Origin of the sequence: Amycolatopsis marina, from assembly GCF_900111885.1 — a bacterium.
GTDB lineage: Bacteria > Actinomycetota > Actinomycetes > Mycobacteriales > Pseudonocardiaceae > Amycolatopsis > Amycolatopsis marina.
The window spans coordinates 140691-158799 of record NZ_FOKG01000015.1; the positions used below are offsets into that span (position 1 = coordinate 140691).

Consider the following 18109-nt stretch of genomic DNA (forward strand, 5'->3'; position numbering starts at 1 on the left):
CGTGCGCCGAGGGCACACACGTGCGCACAGTGGGCACACACGTGTACATGGAAGGCAAACACGCGGGTTTGGTCCCTGTCGTACCTGGGACTCACCGGCGTGCGAACAGCAGCACTCCGAGCCCGGCGAGGCCGAGCCAGCACGCGGTCACGGCGACCAGCGGTCCCCACCCCGCGTGACCGTAAACAGCGGTGCCGACCGTGCCGCCGATGCTGCTGCCCAGGTAGTAGGCCAGCGTGTACATCCCGGACACCTGCCCCCTCGCCTGAGCCGGTGCCTCCGCGGCGGCCCAGCCGTTGGCCACCGCGTGCGCGGCGAAGAAACCTCCGGTGAGCACGACGAAACCCGCCACCACCATGGGCAACGAGTCGGGCAGGGTGAGCGCGGCCCCGGCCACGGTGATCAGCAGCGCGGCCACCAGCGAGCGAACCCGGCCGAAGCGGCCGACCAGCCTGCCCGCGGTGCCGGAGGAGACGGCCCCCATGGCATAGGCGAGGTACACCAGCGCCGCGATCGCCGGGCTGAGTTCGAGCGGCGCACCGGTGAGCCGGAATCCGGCCGCGTTGTACAGCGCGACGAACGAGCCCATCGCGAGCAGCGCGACCGAGTACTGCACCAGCAGCACCGGCGCTCGCAACGAGGCTCCCATCCCGGCGACCAGGCCGCGCGCGGACGTCGCGCCGTTGTCCGCCCGCTGCCGGGTCGAGCGCGGCAGCAGGAGCACCGTGAGCAGCGCGCACAGCAGCGCGACCCCGGTGACGGCGCCGAGCGCTCCGCGCCAGCCGAACAGGTCCGTGGTGAACCCGGCCGCCAGCCTGCCGGTCATCCCGCCGACGGTGTTGCCCGCGATCATCGCGCCGACAGCGGCCGCGACTCCGATCGCATGAGATCGGCGGCGCGTAGCGCCTCCGTCTGGGTGGCGGTGGGAGACGGGCGGGTGAGATCGGCGGCGCGTAGCGCCTCCGTCTGGGTGGTGGTGGGAGACGGGCGGGCCGAGTTGTTCCGTGAGGTAAGCGGCCGCGACGCCGGGGAAGCCCGCGATCGCGACGCCCTGCAGCACCCGGAGAACGAGAAACACCGGATAGTTCGGCGCGAACGAGAGCAGCACACCCAACGCGACCGACGCGAGCACCGACGTCACGATCACCGGCCGCCTGCCGATCACCTCGGACAGCGCCGCGATCGGCAGCACCGCGAGCGCCAGCGCCCCGGTCGCGAACCCGATCGACAGGGACGCGCGACCAGGATCGAGGCCGAACTCGGCGGCCAGCTGCGGCAACAGCGGCTGGGGCGCGTACAGCAGGGCGAACGAACAGATCCCGGCCGCCGCCACGGCGAGGGTGACTCGCCGCGCCTGCCGCCTGTCTCCGGCCGCGCTCTGCTGCTCCTGCAGTGTCGTCACCACTGAGAAGTTAAGCCGCGCTAACAAATACGTCCAATACGGATAAACGTCATGATTGATTCTGTGATGAATGAATCAGCGGACACCGGCCTCGCCGCGCGACTGGCACCGAACCTGGCGGTGCTGCATGCGCTCGCCCAGACCGGGAACGTCACCAAGGCTGCCGAACTCCTCGGGGTTCCACAGCCCACCGTCAGCCGCAGGCTGGCAGCCCTCGGCACGGCGGTCGGCGCCCCGCTCACCGTGACCGAGGGTCGCGGAGTCCGCCTCACCCGCGCAGGTGAGTTGTTCGCCACGACCGCCACCCGCACGCTGGGGACGCTGGAACACGGCCTTCGCCAGGTCCGTGAGGAGATCGATCCCGAACTCGGGCACGTCAAGCTGGGGTTTCTGCACCTGCTCGGTCGTGCGCTGGTTCCCGAACTGCTGCGCGGATTCCGGCAGCGCCATCCCCATGTCCGGTTCAGCCTGATCCAGGGGTCTCGGAAGGACATCCTGGACCAGCTCACCCGTGGCGCTGTCGACCTCGCACTCGTCGCTCCGCTGCCGCAGAGCGAGTCGGGCCTGACCGGTTTCGTGCTCGCCGAGCAGGAACTGTTCCTCGCCGTCCCGGTGGAACACCAGCTCGCGGGCCGGGACCGGGTGGGAATCGCCGAGTTCGCCGATGACGAGTTCGTGTTGCTGGAGTCCGGGTACGGCCTGCGTCAGATCACCGACGAACTGTGCGCCGAGGCCGGATTCTCGCCCAAGGTCGCGTTCGAGGGCCAGGAGTCGGACACGGTGCGCGGACTGGTCGCCGCCGGGCTCGGGGTGGCGCTGCTCCCCCGATTCGGCTCCGCGCCACCTGCCGGGGTGGTGGAACTCCCGCTGAGTCCGCGCGTCACCCGCTCGATCGGCCTCGCCTGGCCGACGCGGCACACGTTGACACCGGCGGTACGGGCTTTCCGGGACTACGTCACAGCGAGGTCGTGAGCCAGCCCGTCACTCGTAGGATGCGGCGAGTTCCACCAGGGTGCGCGCGCCGAAACCGGTGCCGCCCGGCACGACCTCGTTGTAGTTCGTCTCCGAGCGGGCGGGACCCGCGATGTCGAGGTGCGCCCAGGGCAGGCCCTCGGTGAACTCGCGGAGGAACAGGGCGGCGGTGATACCGCCGGGCCCCTGGGGTGTCTGCTTGACGTCGGCCAGTCCACCGCGCACCGCCTCGGCGAGATCCTCCAGCAGCGGCATCCGCCACCACGCCTCGCCCGCGCTCTCACCCGCGGTCCGCACCCGGTCGGCCAGCTCGTCCTCGGTGGCGAAGAGGCCTCCGGTGCGCAGCCCGAGTGACAGCTTCATCGCACCGGTCAGTGTCGCCATGTCGACAATCGTGTCCGGCGAGTACTGCTTGATCCCGTACGCCAACGCGTCGGCCAGCACCATCCGCCCCTCGGCGTCGGTGTTGCCGACCTCGGTGGTCCTGCCGCCGTAGTGCCGCACCACGTCGCCGGGCCGGTACGCCGATCCCGAGACGTGGTTCTCCGCGCTGGGCACCAGCGCGGTCACCCGCACGTTGAGCCCCAGTGCCGCGATCGCCCGGATCGCTGCGATCACCGCACCGCCGCCCGCCATGTCCGTGCGCATCAGGTGCATGCCCTCGGCCGGCTTGATCGAGATTCCGCCGGTGTCGAAGGTGATGCCCTTGCCTACCAGCAGCAGATGTGTCCGAGCGCCGCGCGGCCGGTAGCTGAGTTCGATCAGTCGCGGCGGGCTCGCCGAGCCGCCGCCCACCGCGAGAACACCGCCGAACCCCTTGTTCTCGAGCCACTGCTCATCCCGCACCTCGACCGAGAGGTTCGGCACGTCCTTCGCGGCGCGCCGGGCCACGCCCGCGAGCCACTCGGGGTTCTTCACGTTCGACGGCGTGTTGGCCAGGTCGCGGGCCAGCGCCGAAGCGGCGGCCAACCGGGTGGCCCGCTCCACGGCGTCGGCGCACGCCGCGTCCGCCCGTCCGTCGGTCAGCAGGCGCACGGCGCGCACTCGTGGCTCCGGGTCCTCGCCGGTCACCCTGAACCGGTAACCCCCGAGCAGCGCACCGACCGCGAACTCGGCGTACTCCCGAGGCCCCGCACCGTCAGGCAATCGCACCTGCACGGTCCGCGCCGGACGCGCCCCTGCCTTCGCCGCGGCGGACGCGTCGGCGTCAGCGGCCCTGACGAAGGCGGCCCCCGCCGAGCGGTACGCTGCGGCGTCGCCCGAGCCCGCACCGACGAGCCAGCGAGCGGGTGTGCCGGCCGCGACGGTGTGCACCTCGCCTGCCTCGCCCGTCGCGTGTAGGTGCGTGACCAGCTCACCGAAGGCCCCCGCCGAGTCGCGCGTCTCGCGCGCACCGTCACCGACCGGCCTGGTGATCACCGCGGCGACCGGGACACCGCGCCGTGAGCTGTGTGTCACCTCGACGTCGATCAACGGGGTGGGAACGGTGGGCAGCGGCGAGCGCGCCATCAGCGACCTCCGGGTAGCACGACGACGCACCCTGTCTGCGGGCGCGCCGGACAGGCCAGGCCGACGATGTCGACACTGGCGGGGTGGTCAGTAGCGGTTCAGCCGGTGACCTCCTGCAGGGCAGCACCGAGATCCTTGGCCTCTTCAGCCGAAAGCTCGACGACGAGTCGCCCACCACCCTCGAGCGGTACGCGCATCACGAGGCCCCGTCCCTCCTTAGTTACTTCGAGGGGACCATCTCCGGTCCGGGGCTTCATGGCCGCCATAGCGTGCTCCCTCCGTCTCAACCGGCGCGCCCGGGTCGCGCCCGCCAAAGCAACCGGGTTGTGACCATTCTCCCCCATCAACAAGTGGCCGCGTACGCGGACCGATCTTTTGGTGTTGCATAGGTGCTGGTATGCGGCCCGTGAGGCTGCGAGACTCGCCCAACAGCCCCGATTCCAGGAGGATTTTAGTGACCACCGACGACGTGTTGCTGACCGCCGACGCAGACGGTGTGCGCACGCTGACGCTCAACCGGCCGAAGGCCTACAACTCGCTCACCGTCGAGCTGAAGGAGCGTCTGCTGGCCGCCCTGCGGGAAGCCGCGGCCGACGACGCGGTGCGAGCAGTCGTGCTGACCGGCGCGGGCAAGGCCTTCTGCGCAGGCCAGGACCTCAAGGAGCATGTCGGCCTGCTGCAGGCGGGCGATCCGGCGCCGCTGCGCACCGTCGCCGATCACTACAACCCGATCGTGAAGACGATCGTGGACATGCCAAAGCCGGTGATCTCCGCGGTCAACGGCCCGGCAGCGGGGGCGGGCGCCGCCTTCGCGTACGCCAGTGACCTGCGGATCGCGGCCGAGTCGTCGAACTTCCTGATGGCCTTCGCCAACGTGGGGCTCGGTCCGGATTCGGGCGCGGCCTGGACGTTGCAGCGACTGATCGGGTACGGCAGGGCGGCCGAGCTGATGCTGCTGGCCCGGACGGTCGACGCCGAGGAGGCACTGCGGATCGGGCTGGTCGGCGAGGTCGTCGCCGACGCGGAGCTGGCGGAGCGGGCCCAGGCGGTGGCCGCGCGGCTCGCCGCGGGCCCGACCATGGCCTACTCGAAGATCAAGGGGGTGCTGACGCTGGCCGCGGAGAGCACGCTGGACGAGGCGCTCGCCGCCGAGGAGGAGGCACAGGGCGCGCTCGGCAGGACCGCCGACCACACCGAGGCGGTGGAGGCGTTCGTCGCCAAGCGCAAGCCGAACTTCACCGGCGCATGAGGAGTGGGACGGGATGTCCCCAATGTGGCATTGGGGACGTTGGGGTTCCCCAATGCCACATTGGGGAACCCCGCCCGCCGTGCTCAGGCGGCCCGCCAGCACCCTTCGACGTGGTCGTCGACCATGCCGGTGGCCTGCATCATCGCGTAGCAGGTGGTCGGGCCGACGAAGGTGAAGCCGCGCTTCTTCAGCTCGCGTGCCATCGCCTTCGACTCCGGGGTGATCGCGGGAACGTCGCCCATCGTGCTCGGACGTTTCCGCCCCTCCGGATCCGGCGCGAAGGACCAGAGCAGCTCGTCCAGCGGGCCGTCCAGCTCGGCGATGGCGCGGGCATTGGTGATCGTCGCCGCGATCTTGGCGCGGTTGCGCACGATGCCGGCGTCGCCGAGGAGGCGGGCGACGTCGTCCTCGGTGAAGGTGGCCACCCGATCCGGCAGGAAACCCTCGAAGGCGCGCCGGAAGCCTTCCCGCTTGCGGAGGATCACGATCCAGGAGAGCCCGGACTGGAACGCCTCCAGCGACAGCCGCTCGAACAACGCGACCTCACCGCGCAGCGGGTAACCCCACTCCGTGTCGTGGTACTCGGAGTAGTCCGGGGCGGTGTTGCCCCAGCTGCACCGCGAGATGCCGTCGGAGCCAAGCAGCTCGCTCATGTTCTCTGCCTCACTGGCCCACCACGTATGCCTCGGCGAACCGGGCGAAACGCTGCAGCGAGTAGCGCAGTCCCGCGGTGAACACGGGCTTGGCCAGCGGCCAGCCCAGCGTCCCCAGCGGGCCGAACGGCAGGATCAGCCGCTCCGACCAGATGAACACCGACCGGTCCGGCCCTCTGTCCTGCACGTGGAACGCGCCGGTTCCCCGCACCAGCCGGCCGAGGTGACGCACGGTGCAGCGCGAGGGCGGTTCCCAGCCGGTGATCTCCATGGTGTCGGTGAGGCCGACCGGACCGATGCCGGTGACCGCGGCGATCCGCGAACCCACACTGCGCCCGTTGCCCTCGGTCACCCGGACCTCGGTGCCGAGCATCCACTCGCCCTGCCGCTCCCAGTCGGTCAGCGCGAGCCAGGTCGTGCCCGCGGGCGCCGCGACATCGACCGACAACATCACATCGGTCGTCACCGCGCCGTCTCCCGCCACGTGCGCCGTTCGCCCGCCTCGTTCTCCAGTTCGGCGATCCGGGCACGCAGTCCGTCGATCTCCGATCCCAGCCTGGCCACCACCCAGTCGACCTCGGCCATCTTGTAACCCCGCAGCACGAGCTGGAACTTGACCTCGCGCACGTCCGCGCCGGTGATTTCCTCGGCGGGCAGCCGGGTCGGCGAGCTGCCCGGCGCGAGCGGGGCGAGTTCCTCGCCGCGGCCGAAGACGACGGCGGCGATCAGGAACACCACAGCCGCCACGAGCAGCATCACGATGAGGTAGATCAGCGCGGTGGTCACCCGACGATCGTGGCATACCCGCCCTGCCGATGTCCTCGCGCGCGCCGCTCACCTCGGCAGCCGGCCCCCGCCGTCGCCACGGGCCGCGAGCACGTCGCGCATCGGTGGCCGGTCGGCGACGGTGACCGGCGTGGTGTCGGGCAACCACTCCCCCGCGACCTGCACGAACTGGGTCAGCTCGCCCGCGCCCGCGGACTCCGCACCGCAGCGGGTGAGCGCCGTGCCCAGAATCTGGCTGGCCATCACCCCGAGCTGCAGCAGCGAACGGTTGCGGTGCTTGCGCACACCGAGGTTGACCTGTGCGAGCGCGTCCAGTCCCACGGTGGCCTCCGTGTCGAGCAGCAGGCCGATCTCGACGCCGTAGCCGGACGCGAACGGCACGGACTCCAGCAGCTCCCTGGTCGCGGCGTACTCGCCGCCGAGTGGCTGCACCAGCCCGGCAAGCGCGGGACGCAGGGCGGCCAGCGCGGGTCGCGCCACCAGTTCGGTGACCCTGCCCCCGCCGGTGCCCAGTTCGTCGCTCTCCAGCCGCAGGGGCCTGCGGTAGAAGCCCTTCACCAGGTGCACGCCCTGCTCCACCAGCAGTGGGCCGAGCAGGGTCGGCACGAACGCCGGGTCCGGATCCACCAGGTCCGAGTCGAGGAAGACGACGAGGTCCCCACTCGTCGCGGCGAGCGAACGCCAGAGCACCTCACCCTTGCCCGGCACCGGTTCCCACTCGGGGAGCACGTCGGCACGCCGGACGACCCTGGCACCCGCCCTGCCCGCCTCGGCGATCGTGTCGTCGGTCGAACCGGAGTCGACCACCACGAGTTCGTCCACAAGCGACCCCAGCAGCGGGCGCACCGAGCGCACGACGTCGCCGACGGTCGCTTCCTCGTTCAACGCGGGCAGCACGACGGACACCGTGCGCCCGGCCTTCGCCCGGACGAGCTCGTCGAGCGACCACTGTGGCGACTGCCACGTCCGCCGCGCGAACCATTCGCTTGTCTCGGGGGTCATACCGCCGATCGTGCCATGCTTGGGTCACCGTCGTCGCTGGAGGACCTGTGCTGCACCTGCTCATCCGTTCGCTGCTCGCGCCATTGGCCCGCCTGCTCTACCGGCCGGTCGTGCGCGGCGCGGAGAACATCCCCGGCAGGGGACCGGTGCTGCTGGCCGCCAACCACCGCGCCGCGGTGGACACCGCCGTGCTCGGGATCGTCTCGCCGCGGCCGGTGAAGTTTCTCGGCAAGGCCGAGTACTTCGCGGGCAAGGGACCCAAGGGACGGCTGTTCGCGAGTTTCCTGACCGCGCTCGGCTATGTCCCGGTACAGCGGGGCAACGCCAAGGCAGGCCTGGCGGCGCTGGCGGCGGCCAGGTCGGTGCTCGACGAGGACGGGGTGTTCGGCATCTACCCGGAGGGCACCCGCTCGCTGGACGGCAGGCTGCACCGGGGGCACACGGGTGTCGCGGCGCTGGCGCTGGCCACGGGAGCAGTGGTGGTACCGGTCGCGCTCAGCGGAACGGAGAAGGTGCAGCCGGTCGGCAAACGTGTCCCGCGCATCGCCCGCGTCCGCGTCCGGTTCGGCACACCGCTCGACTTCAGTCGCTACGAGGGACTCGGCGCCTCGCCGGCCATCCGCCGCGCGGTGACCGACGAGATCATGTACGCGATCATGGAACTGTCGGAGCAGGAGTACGTGGACGCCTACCACGCCCGCCCGGACGCGGCATAGGGCCAAACCCGCCCGCACTTTCCCGGGAAAGTGCGATGCCCCGCGCGTGCAAGTACGACCCTTTCCCGGGAAAGTGCGGTGGTTGCGCACGCATGTTCCGCACTTTCCCGGGAAAGTGCGGGTCAGGCGGTGAACTTGTCCAGCAGCACGGCCGGGTCGGGGTCGATCGCGAGCAGGTCGCGGGTGGCCGGCTGGAGGAAGCCCTCGCTCGTCATGTGGTCGATGAACGACACCAGCTGCTGGTAGTACCCGTCGGTGTCCACCAGTCCGATCGGCTTGTCGTGCAGCCCCAGTTGCGCCCAGGTCCACACCTCGAACAGCTCCTCCAGGGTGCCCGCACCGCCGGGCAGCGCCAGAAAACCGTCGCTGAGTTCGGCCATCTTCGCCTTGCGCTGGTGCATGTCCGCCACCACGTACAACTCGGTGAGCCCGTGGTGGGAAACCTCGGCGCGCTGCAGGTGCTCGGGGATCACCCCGTACACCTCGCCGCCCTCGGCCATCGCCGCGTCGGCGATGACACCCATCGTGCCGACACTCGCACCGCCGTACACCAGGCCGATGCCGCGCCGGGCGAGCAGACCGCCCAGAGCCGCGGCGTTCTCGACGTACCGGGTGCCGTTGCCGTCCGAGGAGCCACAGAACACGCAGATCCGTTTCATCTAGTGCGTGTCCTCCCAGGCCTTGTAGGCGTCCTGCACGATCTGCACCGCGTCGTCGATGTCGTCGGTGACGTGCAGCAGCGCCGCGTCCTTCTCGCCGATCTTGCCCTCGCGCAGCACCGTGTTGCGCACCCAGTCGTGCAGGCCGCCCCAGTAGTCGCTGCCGAACAGGACGACGGGGAACTTGGTGACCTTCTTGGTCTGCACGAGGGTCAGCGCCTCGAACAGCTCGTCCAGCGTGCCGAACCCGCCGGGCAGGCAGATGAAGGCCTGCGCGTACTTGACGAACATGGTCTTGCGGGTGAAGAAGTAGCGAAAGTTCACCCCGAGGTCCACCCACGGGTTCAGGCCCTGCTCGAAAGGCAGCTCGATGCCGAGCCCGATCGACAGCCCGCCCGCCTCGGACGCACCACGGTTGACGGCTTCCATCGATCCTGGCCCGCCGCCGGTGATCGCGGCGAAACCGGCCTCGGCCAGCGCGGTCCCGATCCGGCGGCCGAGCTCGTACTCGGGGTGGTCCCGCCCGGTGCGGGCCGAACCGAACACCGTGACGGCCTTCGGCACCTCGGCGAGCGCGCCGAAGCCCTCGACGAACTCGGACTGGATCCGCAGCACCCGCCATGGATCGGTGTGTACCCAGTCGCTCGGCCCACGGGAGTCGAGCAGCCGCTGGTCGGTGGTGCTGTCGCCGACCCGCTTCTCCCTGCGCAACACCACCGGCCCCCGGTAGTGCTCCGGCGGGTGCTCGGGATCGTTCTGGAACTCGTTGCTCACCTGATCGCTCACCCCTCATACCCTAGGAAGACTCGCAGCACCTCGGCCACTCGCCTGATCTCCGTGGCGGCGACGTGCTCCTGACGGGTGTGCGCGAGGGTCGGGTCCCCTGGACCGAAGTTCACCGCGGGCATACCCAGTCCGGCGAAGCGGGCCACGTCGGTCCAGCCCAGCTTCGCCGCCGCGCGACCACCGGCCGCCGCCACCAGCTCCGCCGCGGCGGGTGCGCCGAGCCTGGGCAGCGCCGCGGGCGAGGAGTCCACAACGGACAGCGAGTAGCCGTCGAACACCTCGCGCAGGTGCTTCTCCGCGTCCTCCGGGCTGCGGTCGGGCGCGAACCGGTGGTTGACGGCCAGCACGGCCTCGTCCGGCACGACGTTGCCCGACACCCCGCCCTGGACCCGGACGGCCTGCAGCCCCTCGCGGTAGGTCAACCCGTCGATGTCCACCACGCGCGCCTCGTACGCGGCGAGCCGGTTGAGTGGCTCGGCCAGTGCGTGGATCGCGTTGCTGCCCATCCACGCCCTGGCGGTGTGCGCCCTCGCGCCGCTACAGCGCAGCTCCACCCGCATCGTGCCCTGGCAGCCCGCCTCGATCACCGCGTTCGACGGCTCGCCCACGATCGCGAGTTCGCCGTTCAGCCACTCCGGCAGCTCCCGTTCGATCCGGCCGAGGCCGTTGCGTGCGGCGTCGACCTCCTCGCAGTCGTAGAAGACGAAGGTGAGATCCCGGCGCGGAGTGGTCACGGTGGCGGCCAGGTGGAGGAACACCGCGTCGCCGCCCTTCATGTCCACGGTGCCGAGCCCGTGCAACACCTCGCCCGCGCCACTGCCGGTACGTTCCAGCGGCAGGTTGTCGTTCACCGGCACGGTGTCCAGGTGGCCGGCGAGCACCACCCGTTCCGGCAGGCCGAAGTGGGTGCGGGCGAGTACGGCGTCGCCATTGCGGACGATCTCGAGATGCGGGGCGTGGACCCGCAGTGCGGCCTCCACGGCCGCGGCGATCTCCGCCTCGGCGCCGGAGACGCTGGCGATGTCCACCAGCGCCGCGGTGATCTCGACGGGGTCTGCGCGCAGGTCCAGGGTGCTCACGAGCCCGACGCTACCGGGACTGCGTACCGTGAGGGCGTGCGCATGCGAGTTGTTCCCGCCATCGTCAGCGCTGTCAGCGCCGCCGCCATCCTCCTGCTGACCGCCTGTTCGGGTGAGGCAGGTCCCACGCCGAAGCGGGCCCCGCAGGACCCTGGTCCCGGAGCGCTGCAGGTCAAGCTCGAGGCGCTGACCGCCGACGCGTGCTTCACCGAGCCCGCCGAGCAGAACCCGCCGGGTTGTGAGAAGTACGTCACCCAGCTGGGCAGCGTTCCCGGCAAGGCACGCCAGTTCGCGGGCACCGCCCACCCGGAACTCAAGGGGCACGGCGACGAACTGGAAGCCGCCATCACCGCTTACCGGGCCGACTCCTGCAACACCGAAGCGGGTACCGGCGCCGTGACCTGCTCGGATGCGCTGGTCGACATCGCCGAGGCACTGAGCGGGATCGAGACCGCCCTCGCCGCCGTGGTCGACGCCGCGGGCACCGCCGACACAACCACGACCGGGACGACCCGGGGCTGAGCGAGCGCGACCACGGTACGGTGACGCCCGTGAGTGAGCAGAACCCGAACCCCGATACGACCGGCGCGTACGGCGTCGGGCTGGCCACCGTCACCGCCGATGGCGCGGTGCTGGACACCTGGTATCCGCACCCGAAGCTGACCGACGTGCAGGGTGAAGGCGGCACCGAGCGGCTCACCGAGCAGGCCGCGGTGGAGGCGCTCGGCCAGTCGGTGGCGCCGCTGCTCGGTCAGGACGACGCCAGGGGTGTCGAGGTCGTCGCGGTGCGCACCACCATCGCCACGCTGGCGACCGCCCCCGCCGACGCCCACGACGTCTACCTGCGACTGCACCTGCTCTCGCACCGGCTGGTCCGGCCGCACGGGCAGAACATGGATGGCGTCTTCGGCCTGCTGTCCAACGTCGTGTGGACCAACCACGGCCCGTGCCCTGTGGAGGGCTTCGAGGCGACCAGGTTGCGACTGCGCGCCAAGGGGAACGTGACGGTGTACGGCATCGACAAGTTCCCGCGGATGGTGGACTACGTGACGCCTGGCGGCGTGCGGATCGCCGACGCCGACCGGGCGCGGCTCGGTGCGCATCTGGCCAGCGGCACGACGGTGATGCACGAGGGCTTCGTCAACTTCAACGCGGGCACGCTCGGCGCATCGATGGTCGAGGGCCGGATTTCCGCCGGCGTCGTGGTCGGTGACGGCAGCGATGTCGGTGGTGGCGCCTCCATCATGGGCACGCTGTCCGGCGGCGGCCGCGACGTGATCTCCATCGGCGAGCGGTGCCTCATCGGCGCGAACGGCGGCGCGGGCATCTCCCTCGGCGACGACTCCGTCATCGAGGCGGGGCTCTACATCACGGCAGGCACCAAGGTCGTCGTGGACGGCAAGACCGTCAGGGCACGCGAACTGTCCGGGATCTCCGGCGCAGTGTTCCGGCGCAACTCGGCCACCGGCGTGGTCGAGGTCGTGCCGCGCGGCGGCACCGGCATCGAACTGAACGCCGCGCTGCACGCGAACGACTAGGAGCTGTTTCAGAAGGCCTCTGTATGAGGTGATGTGTGGCGCGCCTGTGGCCGACGGCCTCGCGACCGCGCGCTCATGAAACACCGACTCGATCACCTGGTCGCTCCTGCCGGACCAAAGGACGGAGCGGCTAGATTCGTCGGGTGAGTGTCGCGACGAACCAGGCCAGTGAGCGGCTGCGCGCCCAGCTACGCGAGTTGACCGGGCACGAGCCGGGGGCACGCGCGGGTGACGATCCAGAGTCCGTGCATCAGATGCGGGTGGCCGTACGCCGCATGCGCAGCGTCCTGAAGGTCGCGGTGGAGCCACCCGATCCTGCCGTCGGACAGCTCAGGTCGGAGCTGAAGTGGCTGGGCGGCGTGCTCGGCGGGGTCCGGGATCTCGACGTCCTGATCGGAGAGCTGCGCCCCGCCGTGTCACTGCTCCAGGAGCCCGACCGCTCCGCGGGACTTCGGCTCGTCGACGTGTTCCTCACCCAGCGGCAGGACGCCCGGCAGGAGCTGATCGCGGCGCTGGACGCACCGCGGTTCCGCGCGTTGCGGCAGCAGATCTCCGCGTTCGCCGACCGGGCCGACCTGGACCAGCAGCCGCCTGCCGCGGAATCGCCGACACCGCCGGAACCGGGCCAGGTGCTCCGCAAGCCCTATCGCGCACTGGCCAAGGCGATGGACACGTTGCCCGCGGACCCGGACGACGAGCGGCTGCACACGCTGCGCATCCACTGCAAGCGCTTGCGCTATGCCGCCGAACTGCTGCGCCCCGCGGTTCGCAAGAAGCGGGTGACCGCTGCGAGGCGAGCCTGCGGGCAACTGCAGGACATTCTCGGCGAGCACCAGGACGCGGTGGTCGCCGCGGAGCGGATCCGGGCCGTCGTGGCCGAGAGCGCGGACACCGGCATGACGCTGGCCGCAGGCCGGATCATCGAGCAGCAGGCCGGGAAGCGGGCCGCGATGCGAGAGGCCTGGCCCCCGGCGGCCTGGCGGGTCAGGGAGGCGTTCGCCGAGTTGCTCCCTTAGGGACGTTCAGTCGCACCCGCAGAACTCGTTGTCCCCCAAGGTTTCCGCAAGCACCCTGCGGTGCGTGGGCTTGGCGGCGAGATACAGCTCGCGGCCTTCCTCGGTGAGCTTCACGAAAATGCCGCGCCGGTCTGCCTCGCACATCGCGCGCATGACGAGTCCTTCGCGCTCGAGCCGGGCGACCAGCCGGGACACGGCGCTCTGGCTGAGGTGCACGGCGTCACTGAGTTCCGCGCCCCTGCACTTGCCCTCGCCCTCGCACGCGAGCCGTTCCAGTGCCTCGAACTCGTTGACGCCGATGCCGTGCAGGCGATGCAGTTCGCCTTCCAGCGCGCCGCTCACGGTGGCATGGCGCGCTGACAGGTGCTGCCACTCGTGCACCAGTGCCCGCTCGCCGACGTTGCTCACGAACGGAGAATAACATGCGGACGAATACTATGCAGACACATTAAATGTATTGGCATTAGATGCGCATGCATGTAAGTTCTCCCGTATGACCTCTTCGGCTCATCTATCCACCACTTCGACACGGTGGGACGCGCGCTTGTGGGCCGTGCTCCTCACCGTCTCCGTCGTCATCGGCCTCGACGCGCTCGACGTGTCGATGGTCGGCGTCGCGCTTCCCTCCATCCAGGCCGACCTCGGGCTCTCGACCAGCGCGCTGCAATGGGTCGTCAGCGGTTACGTGCTCGGCTACGGCGGCCTGCTGCTGCTCGGCGGTCGCACCGCCGACCTACTCGGCCGGCGTCGTGTCTTTCTCATCGCCGTGGCGGTGTTCGCGGTCGCGTCGCTCCTGGGCGGGCTCGTCGACGACGGCGCGCTGCTGATCGCCTCCCGGCTCATCAAGGGCATCGCCGCGGCCTTCACCGCACCGGCCGCGCTGTCCATCGTCACCACGACCTTCGCCGAGGGCCCTGCCCGCAACAAGGCACTCGGCATCTTCGCCGTGTTCGGCGCGAGCGGCTACTCGGCCGGCCTGGTCTTCTCCGGCCTGCTGACCGAGGTCGGCTGGCGGTGGACCTTCCTGCTCCCGGTGCCGGTCGCCATCGCCGTGCTGATCGTGGCGATCAGGGTGCTGCCGAACGAGGGCAGGCCCGAGCGCACCGGTGCGGGCTACGACCTGCCGGGAGCGATCACCGGAGCGGCCGCGACGCTGCTGCTCGTCTACACCGTGGTGGACGCGCCCGAGATCGGCTGGGCAAACCCGCGCACCCTGATCCAGTTCGCCGTCGCGGCGGGCCTCATCACCGCGTTCATCATGATCGAGAAGCGCACCAAGCACCCACTGGTCCGGCTCGGCATCCTGCGCTCGGCGCCACTCGCCAGGGCGAACCTCGGCGCTGCGACGTTCTTCGGCGCCTACATCGGCTTCCAGTTCGTGGTGATGCTCTACCTGCAGTCCGTGCTCGGATGGTCGGCATTGGAGACGGCGCTCGGCTTCCTGCCCGCCGCGCTGATCGTGGCATTCGGCTCACCGAGGATGGAACGGCTGATCGACCGCGTCGGCACGTCCCGCACGATCGCGGCAGGCGTGATCGCACACGTCGTCGGTTACCTGCTGTTCCTCGGTGTCGACCAGGACTCCAGCTACGCCGCGGGCGTGCTGCCCAGCATGATCCTGCTGGGCGTCGGCTTCACCCTGGCCTTCTCCTCGCTGAACATCCAGGCCACCGCGGGTGTCCCGGACGACGAGCAGGGTCTCGCGGGCGGGCTGCTGAACACGTCGCTGCAGGTCGGTGGCGCGATCGGCCTCGCGATCGTGTCCGCGGTACTCACCGCGAACGGCGGCGCCGAGACCTCGGCCGGGTCGCTGCTCGCCGGGTTCACCCCCGCGCTGACCGTGGTCACGATCATCGCGGTGCTGGGGCTGCTCATCGCGCTGTCCGGACTCCGCACACGTGGGCGCGCGGAAGAGCCGGTCGCCGAGCCGGAGCCGGAGCCGGAGCTCGCGCTCGCCGAGTAGGCGCGCGCTGCGGGGGAACACAGCCGGGGCCATTCCGCGTCAACGCAACGCGGGTGGCCCCGGCTTTGTGTCAGCGCCCGTCTGAGCACCCGTCGCCGAGGCGGGCGGCGGCCGTGGCGATGCGGTCGTCGGCGGCCGTCAGCGCCACACGGACGTGCCCGGCACCCGCGGGACCGTAGAAACTGCCGGGGGCGGCCAGAATGCCCAGGCGGGCCAGCCGGTCCACGGTCGTCCACGCGTCCTCGTCCCGGGTGGCCCAGAGGTACAGCCCGGCCTCCGAGTGCTCGATCCGGAACCCGGCCCGCTCCAACGCCGGACGCAGCACCGCCCGCCGGGCGCGGTAGCGCTCGCGCTGCGTGGTGAGCGCCTCGTCGTCGGTCAGTGCGGCGACCATCGCCTCCTGCACCGGCCTCGGCACGATCATCCCGGCGTGCTTGCGTACCTCCAGCAGACCGGAGACCAGCTCCGGGTCGCCGGTGACGAAGCCCGCGCGGTAGCCGGCCAGGTTCGCCGACTTGGACAACGAGTGCACGGCAAGCAGACCGTCGACGCTTCCGCCGTGCACATCGGGATGCAGGATCGACACCGGCTCGCGTTCCCAGCCGAGCGCGAGATAGCACTCGTCGGACACGACCACCGTGCCCCGCTCCCTTGCCCACTCGACCACCTTGCGCAGGTGCTCGACGCCGAGCACCCGGCCGGTCGGGTTGGACGGGGAGTTCAGCCAGATCAAGGCGGGCCGTTCGGGACCGAGGGCGGTCAGCCCCTCGACCCTGCGCACCTCGGCGCCGGCGAGCAGCCCACCCACCTCGTACGTCGGGTAGGCCAGCTCCGGGATCGCGACGACGTCACCCGCGCCGACTCCGAGCAGTGTCGGCAGCCACGCGACCAGTTCCTTGGACCCGATCGTCGGCAGGACGGCGTCCGGACTCAGCCCGCTGATCCCGTGCCTGCGCCGGAGTGCGTCGACCGCGGCCTCCCGCAATGCGGGAGTGCCATGGGTCGCGGGATACCCGGAGAGCTCCGACACCGAGGCCAGCGCCGCACGGATACTCGCGGGAACCGGGTCGACCGGCGTACCGACGGACAGGTCGACGATCCCGTCCGGGTGCGCCCCTGCCCGTTGCTTGTGCTCGGTCAGCGAGTCCCAGGGAAAGTCGGGTAGCGCTACCCGCTTCATTCGCCCTGCGGGGGCAGGTCCTTGATCCACTGCGGGTCGTGACTGGTCTTGCCGACCTTGGACGCACCGCCGGGTGAACCGAGTTCGTCGAAGAAGTCGACGTTGGCCTTGGTGTAGTTGGTCGGCTCCTTGTTCCACTCGTCCGGGGTGTCGTCCTCGTAGTAGATGGCCTCGACCGGACAAACCGGCTCGCACGCCCCACAGTCGACACACTCGTCGGGGTGGATGTAGAGCATCCGGTCACCCTCGTAGATGCAGTCGACCGGGCATTCGTCGATGCACGCCTTGTCGAGCACGTCGACGCAGGGCTCGGCGATCACGTAAGTCACTGGGCTCTCCTGCTGGTTCGTCTTGGTCTGGCCCGTTTCCGGACATTACGCGGTGACACTCACCCGGCCGATGGTGAGGCAACCCTTATCAGGGCGCCGCACTCCTGGTCGGGTGGGCGATGACTGCACCGCGACGCCAGACCATACCGTGAGTATGCGGACTATCCTCCGCGACGTTTCCCCCGCGCCGCGTCGCGCTTGTCTCCCGTCACCACGAACCGCGGCGCGGGCGTGGCTGATTCGGCGGCGGTGTCCTCGGAGGCCTCCGAGGACACCGCCGCTGTCCCGGTCGGATCAGGACGTTTCGCCACCGCCCGGTTGAAACTGTCAGAGATCTCCCTGACCAGGTCGTCGTTGTGCCGGTCGTCCCTGCGCGCAACGCTCATCCGGTCCTCCTGCTGGTCGGCCTCGGTCGTTACCGCACAATCTAGTCGTGCCGGACACGACAACGCTCGAATTCGCGTGTGCCGAGGCCTGGCCACCCCTCGTCCGCGAGCCGCTGGGCCAGTGGTGGCTGCGTGCGGCCGAGTCTTTCACCGGCCGGGCTAACAGTGCGCTAGCCATGGGTGACCCCGGGTTGCCCATCGCCAGAGCGCTGGAAGTCGTCTGTGAGTTCGCCCACTCCCACGCCGTGGAACCCATGGTGCAGGCGGTCCACGGCAGCGCACAGGAGACCGCCCTCGCCGACGAGGGGTGGGTACCGCACGTGCACTACGCGGCAGGTCATGACGTGTCGGTGCTACTCGGGCCGCTCCCCCCGGCTCCGGCGGCGGCACCGGCCCTTTCCGTGCTGGACGAGCCCACCGATGCCTGGTGGTCGCTGGTCGCGGGGAGCACCGAGCCGACTCGGGCGCAGCGGCATGTGCTCGCCGCACCGGGGACCGGCTTCGGTGTCGCGGAGGCCGACGGCACCACGGTTGGCGCCGTACGGCTCGCACCGGCGCGCGGCCTGCTGCACGTCGGCAGGCTCGAGGTCCGCCCGGAGCACCGCAGGCGCGGGTTCGCCGGCGCGCTGCTCGGCGCCGGGGGCGACTGGGCGCGCGAGCGCGACCTCACCGCATGTGTCCTGCAGGTCTCGGTACGCAACCACGCGGCACTCGCCCTGTACGCGAGGCTGGGGTTCACCGAACACCACCGTTACCGATACTGGGTTCCCCGCCGCGGTGACGCCCATCCGTGAAAGACATCCCAGGAGCTGAAATGTCAAGCCGCAACGTTCTCGGCGTGATGCGACCAGGCGGTCGTCTCGTCGTAGAGGGTGCCGGTTTTG

General features: G+C 70.5%; 22 protein-coding genes. 8 read left to right on the top strand and 14 right to left on the bottom strand.

Translation table 11 applies throughout. The features are described from left to right. Positions 1-91: 91 nt before the first annotated feature. Complete coding sequence (locus BM199_RS23425; RefSeq protein WP_245788597.1) at positions 92-1393, bottom strand: MFS transporter; 1302 nt, start codon at positions 1391-1393, stop codon at positions 92-94. A gap of 75 nt (positions 1394-1468) precedes the next feature. On the opposite strand from BM199_RS23425, the gene BM199_RS23430 reads away from it, so the two are divergent. Beyond that, the gene (locus BM199_RS23430; RefSeq protein ID WP_245788583.1) at positions 1469-2374 is read left to right on the top strand and encodes a LysR family transcriptional regulator; all 906 of its coding nucleotides are present in this window, start codon (positions 1469-1471) and stop codon (positions 2372-2374) included. 9 nt (positions 2375-2383) lie between these two features. Here the strand turns inward: BM199_RS23430 and BM199_RS23435 are convergent, their stop codons facing one another. Both BM199_RS23435 and BM199_RS23440 read right to left on the bottom strand, forming a co-directional pair. Further along, entirely contained in the window at positions 2384-3883 is a 1500-nt protein-coding gene (locus tag BM199_RS23435; RefSeq protein WP_091675461.1) for a leucyl aminopeptidase, read from the bottom strand. A gap of 98 nt (positions 3884-3981) precedes the next feature. Beyond that, positions 3982-4149 (bottom strand): DUF3117 domain-containing protein, encoded by a 168-nt coding sequence (locus tag BM199_RS23440; RefSeq protein WP_005155393.1) that lies wholly within the window; start codon positions 4147-4149, stop codon positions 3982-3984. Positions 4150-4337: 188 nt separating this feature from the next. Here BM199_RS23440 and BM199_RS23445 point away from each other — a divergent pair, with 188 nt between their 5' ends. Continuing rightward, positions 4338-5132 carry an enoyl-CoA hydratase-related protein gene (locus tag BM199_RS23445; RefSeq protein ID WP_091675462.1) on the top strand — a complete coding sequence of 265 codons (795 nt, stop codon included), beginning with the start codon at positions 4338-4340 and terminating at the stop codon, positions 5130-5132. Positions 5133-5215: 83 nt separating this feature from the next. On the opposite strand, the gene BM199_RS23450 is transcribed toward BM199_RS23445, so the two are convergent. From BM199_RS23450 to BM199_RS23465, 4 genes are read right to left on the bottom strand one after another with little or no spacing between them, the layout of a single operon-like run. After that, entirely contained in the window at positions 5216-5785 is a 570-nt protein-coding gene (locus BM199_RS23450) for a DNA-3-methyladenine glycosylase I (RefSeq protein WP_091675463.1), read from the bottom strand. Between the two features lie 10 nt (positions 5786-5795). Next, positions 5796-6236, bottom strand: a complete 441-nt coding sequence (locus tag BM199_RS23455; protein WP_091675502.1) for an SRPBCC family protein — start codon at positions 6234-6236, stop codon at positions 5796-5798. Between the two features lie 11 nt (positions 6237-6247). Continuing rightward, positions 6248-6571 (bottom strand): DivIVA domain-containing protein, encoded by a 324-nt coding sequence (locus tag BM199_RS23460; RefSeq protein WP_091675464.1) that lies wholly within the window; start codon positions 6569-6571, stop codon positions 6248-6250. A 48-nt stretch (positions 6572-6619) separates the two neighbouring features. Next, the gene (locus BM199_RS23465) at positions 6620-7573 is read right to left on the bottom strand and encodes a glucosyl-3-phosphoglycerate synthase (RefSeq protein WP_091675465.1); all 954 of its coding nucleotides are present in this window, start codon (positions 7571-7573) and stop codon (positions 6620-6622) included. A gap of 47 nt (positions 7574-7620) precedes the next feature. Here BM199_RS23465 and BM199_RS23470 point away from each other — a divergent pair, with 47 nt between their 5' ends. Next, positions 7621-8289 (top strand): lysophospholipid acyltransferase family protein, encoded by a 669-nt coding sequence (locus BM199_RS23470; RefSeq protein ID WP_091675466.1) that lies wholly within the window; start codon positions 7621-7623, stop codon positions 8287-8289. A 122-nt stretch (positions 8290-8411) separates the two neighbouring features. Here the strand turns inward: BM199_RS23470 and BM199_RS23475 are convergent, their stop codons facing one another. From BM199_RS23475 to dapE, 3 genes are read right to left on the bottom strand one after another with little or no spacing between them, the layout of a single operon-like run. Beyond that, complete coding sequence (locus BM199_RS23475; protein WP_091675467.1) at positions 8412-8948, bottom strand: LOG family protein; 537 nt, start codon at positions 8946-8948, stop codon at positions 8412-8414. Next, positions 8949-9734 (bottom strand): LOG family protein, encoded by a 786-nt coding sequence (locus tag BM199_RS23480; protein WP_091675468.1) that lies wholly within the window; start codon positions 9732-9734, stop codon positions 8949-8951. It lies immediately after the preceding gene. Further along, positions 9731-10813, bottom strand: a complete 1083-nt coding sequence (dapE, locus tag BM199_RS23485) for a succinyl-diaminopimelate desuccinylase (RefSeq protein ID WP_091675469.1) — start codon at positions 10811-10813, stop codon at positions 9731-9733. Before dapE ends, BM199_RS23480 begins: the two co-directional genes overlap by 4 nt. Positions 10814-10855: 42 nt before the next feature. Between dapE and BM199_RS23490 the strand changes: the two genes are divergently transcribed. The 3 genes from BM199_RS23490 to BM199_RS23500 all read left to right on the top strand — a co-directional run bounded on the left by BM199_RS23490 (position 10856) and on the right by BM199_RS23500 (position 13367). Next, positions 10856-11335: a hypothetical protein gene (locus tag BM199_RS23490; protein ID WP_091675503.1), complete on the top strand. Its 480-nt coding sequence runs from the start codon at positions 10856-10858 to the stop codon at positions 11333-11335. Positions 11336-11364: 29 nt separating this feature from the next. Beyond that, positions 11365-12351 carry a 2,3,4,5-tetrahydropyridine-2,6-dicarboxylate N-succinyltransferase gene (dapD, locus tag BM199_RS23495; RefSeq protein WP_091675470.1) on the top strand — a complete coding sequence of 329 codons (987 nt, stop codon included), beginning with the start codon at positions 11365-11367 and terminating at the stop codon, positions 12349-12351. Between the two features lie 143 nt (positions 12352-12494). Next, positions 12495-13367 carry a CHAD domain-containing protein gene (locus tag BM199_RS23500; RefSeq protein WP_177242754.1) on the top strand — a complete coding sequence of 291 codons (873 nt, stop codon included), beginning with the start codon at positions 12495-12497 and terminating at the stop codon, positions 13365-13367. Between the two features lie 6 nt (positions 13368-13373). On the opposite strand, the gene BM199_RS23505 is transcribed toward BM199_RS23500, so the two are convergent. Beyond that, positions 13374-13775: a MarR family winged helix-turn-helix transcriptional regulator gene (locus tag BM199_RS23505; protein WP_091675472.1), complete on the bottom strand. Its 402-nt coding sequence runs from the start codon at positions 13773-13775 to the stop codon at positions 13374-13376. Between the two features lie 85 nt (positions 13776-13860). Between BM199_RS23505 and BM199_RS23510 the strand changes: the two genes are divergently transcribed. Further along, complete coding sequence (locus tag BM199_RS23510; protein ID WP_091675473.1) at positions 13861-15330, top strand: MFS transporter; 1470 nt, start codon at positions 13861-13863, stop codon at positions 15328-15330. Positions 15331-15400: 70 nt separating this feature from the next. Here the strand turns inward: BM199_RS23510 and dapC are convergent, their stop codons facing one another. The 3 genes from dapC to BM199_RS23525 all read right to left on the bottom strand — a co-directional run bounded on the left by dapC (position 15401) and on the right by BM199_RS23525 (position 17225). Next, positions 15401-16510 (bottom strand): succinyldiaminopimelate transaminase, encoded by a 1110-nt coding sequence (gene dapC / locus BM199_RS23515; protein ID WP_091675474.1) that lies wholly within the window; start codon positions 16508-16510, stop codon positions 15401-15403. Continuing rightward, positions 16507-16839, bottom strand: a complete 333-nt coding sequence (gene fdxA, locus BM199_RS23520) for a ferredoxin (protein WP_091675475.1) — start codon at positions 16837-16839, stop codon at positions 16507-16509. The genes dapC and fdxA overlap by 4 nt, the downstream gene beginning before the upstream one ends. A gap of 161 nt (positions 16840-17000) precedes the next feature. After that, positions 17001-17225 (bottom strand): hypothetical protein, encoded by a 225-nt coding sequence (locus BM199_RS23525; RefSeq protein WP_091675476.1) that lies wholly within the window; start codon positions 17223-17225, stop codon positions 17001-17003. A 47-nt stretch (positions 17226-17272) separates the two neighbouring features. Here BM199_RS23525 and BM199_RS23530 point away from each other — a divergent pair, with 47 nt between their 5' ends. Continuing rightward, positions 17273-18019, top strand: a complete 747-nt coding sequence (locus BM199_RS23530) for a GNAT family N-acetyltransferase (protein ID WP_091675477.1) — start codon at positions 17273-17275, stop codon at positions 18017-18019. Positions 18020-18109 lie beyond the last annotated feature (90 nt).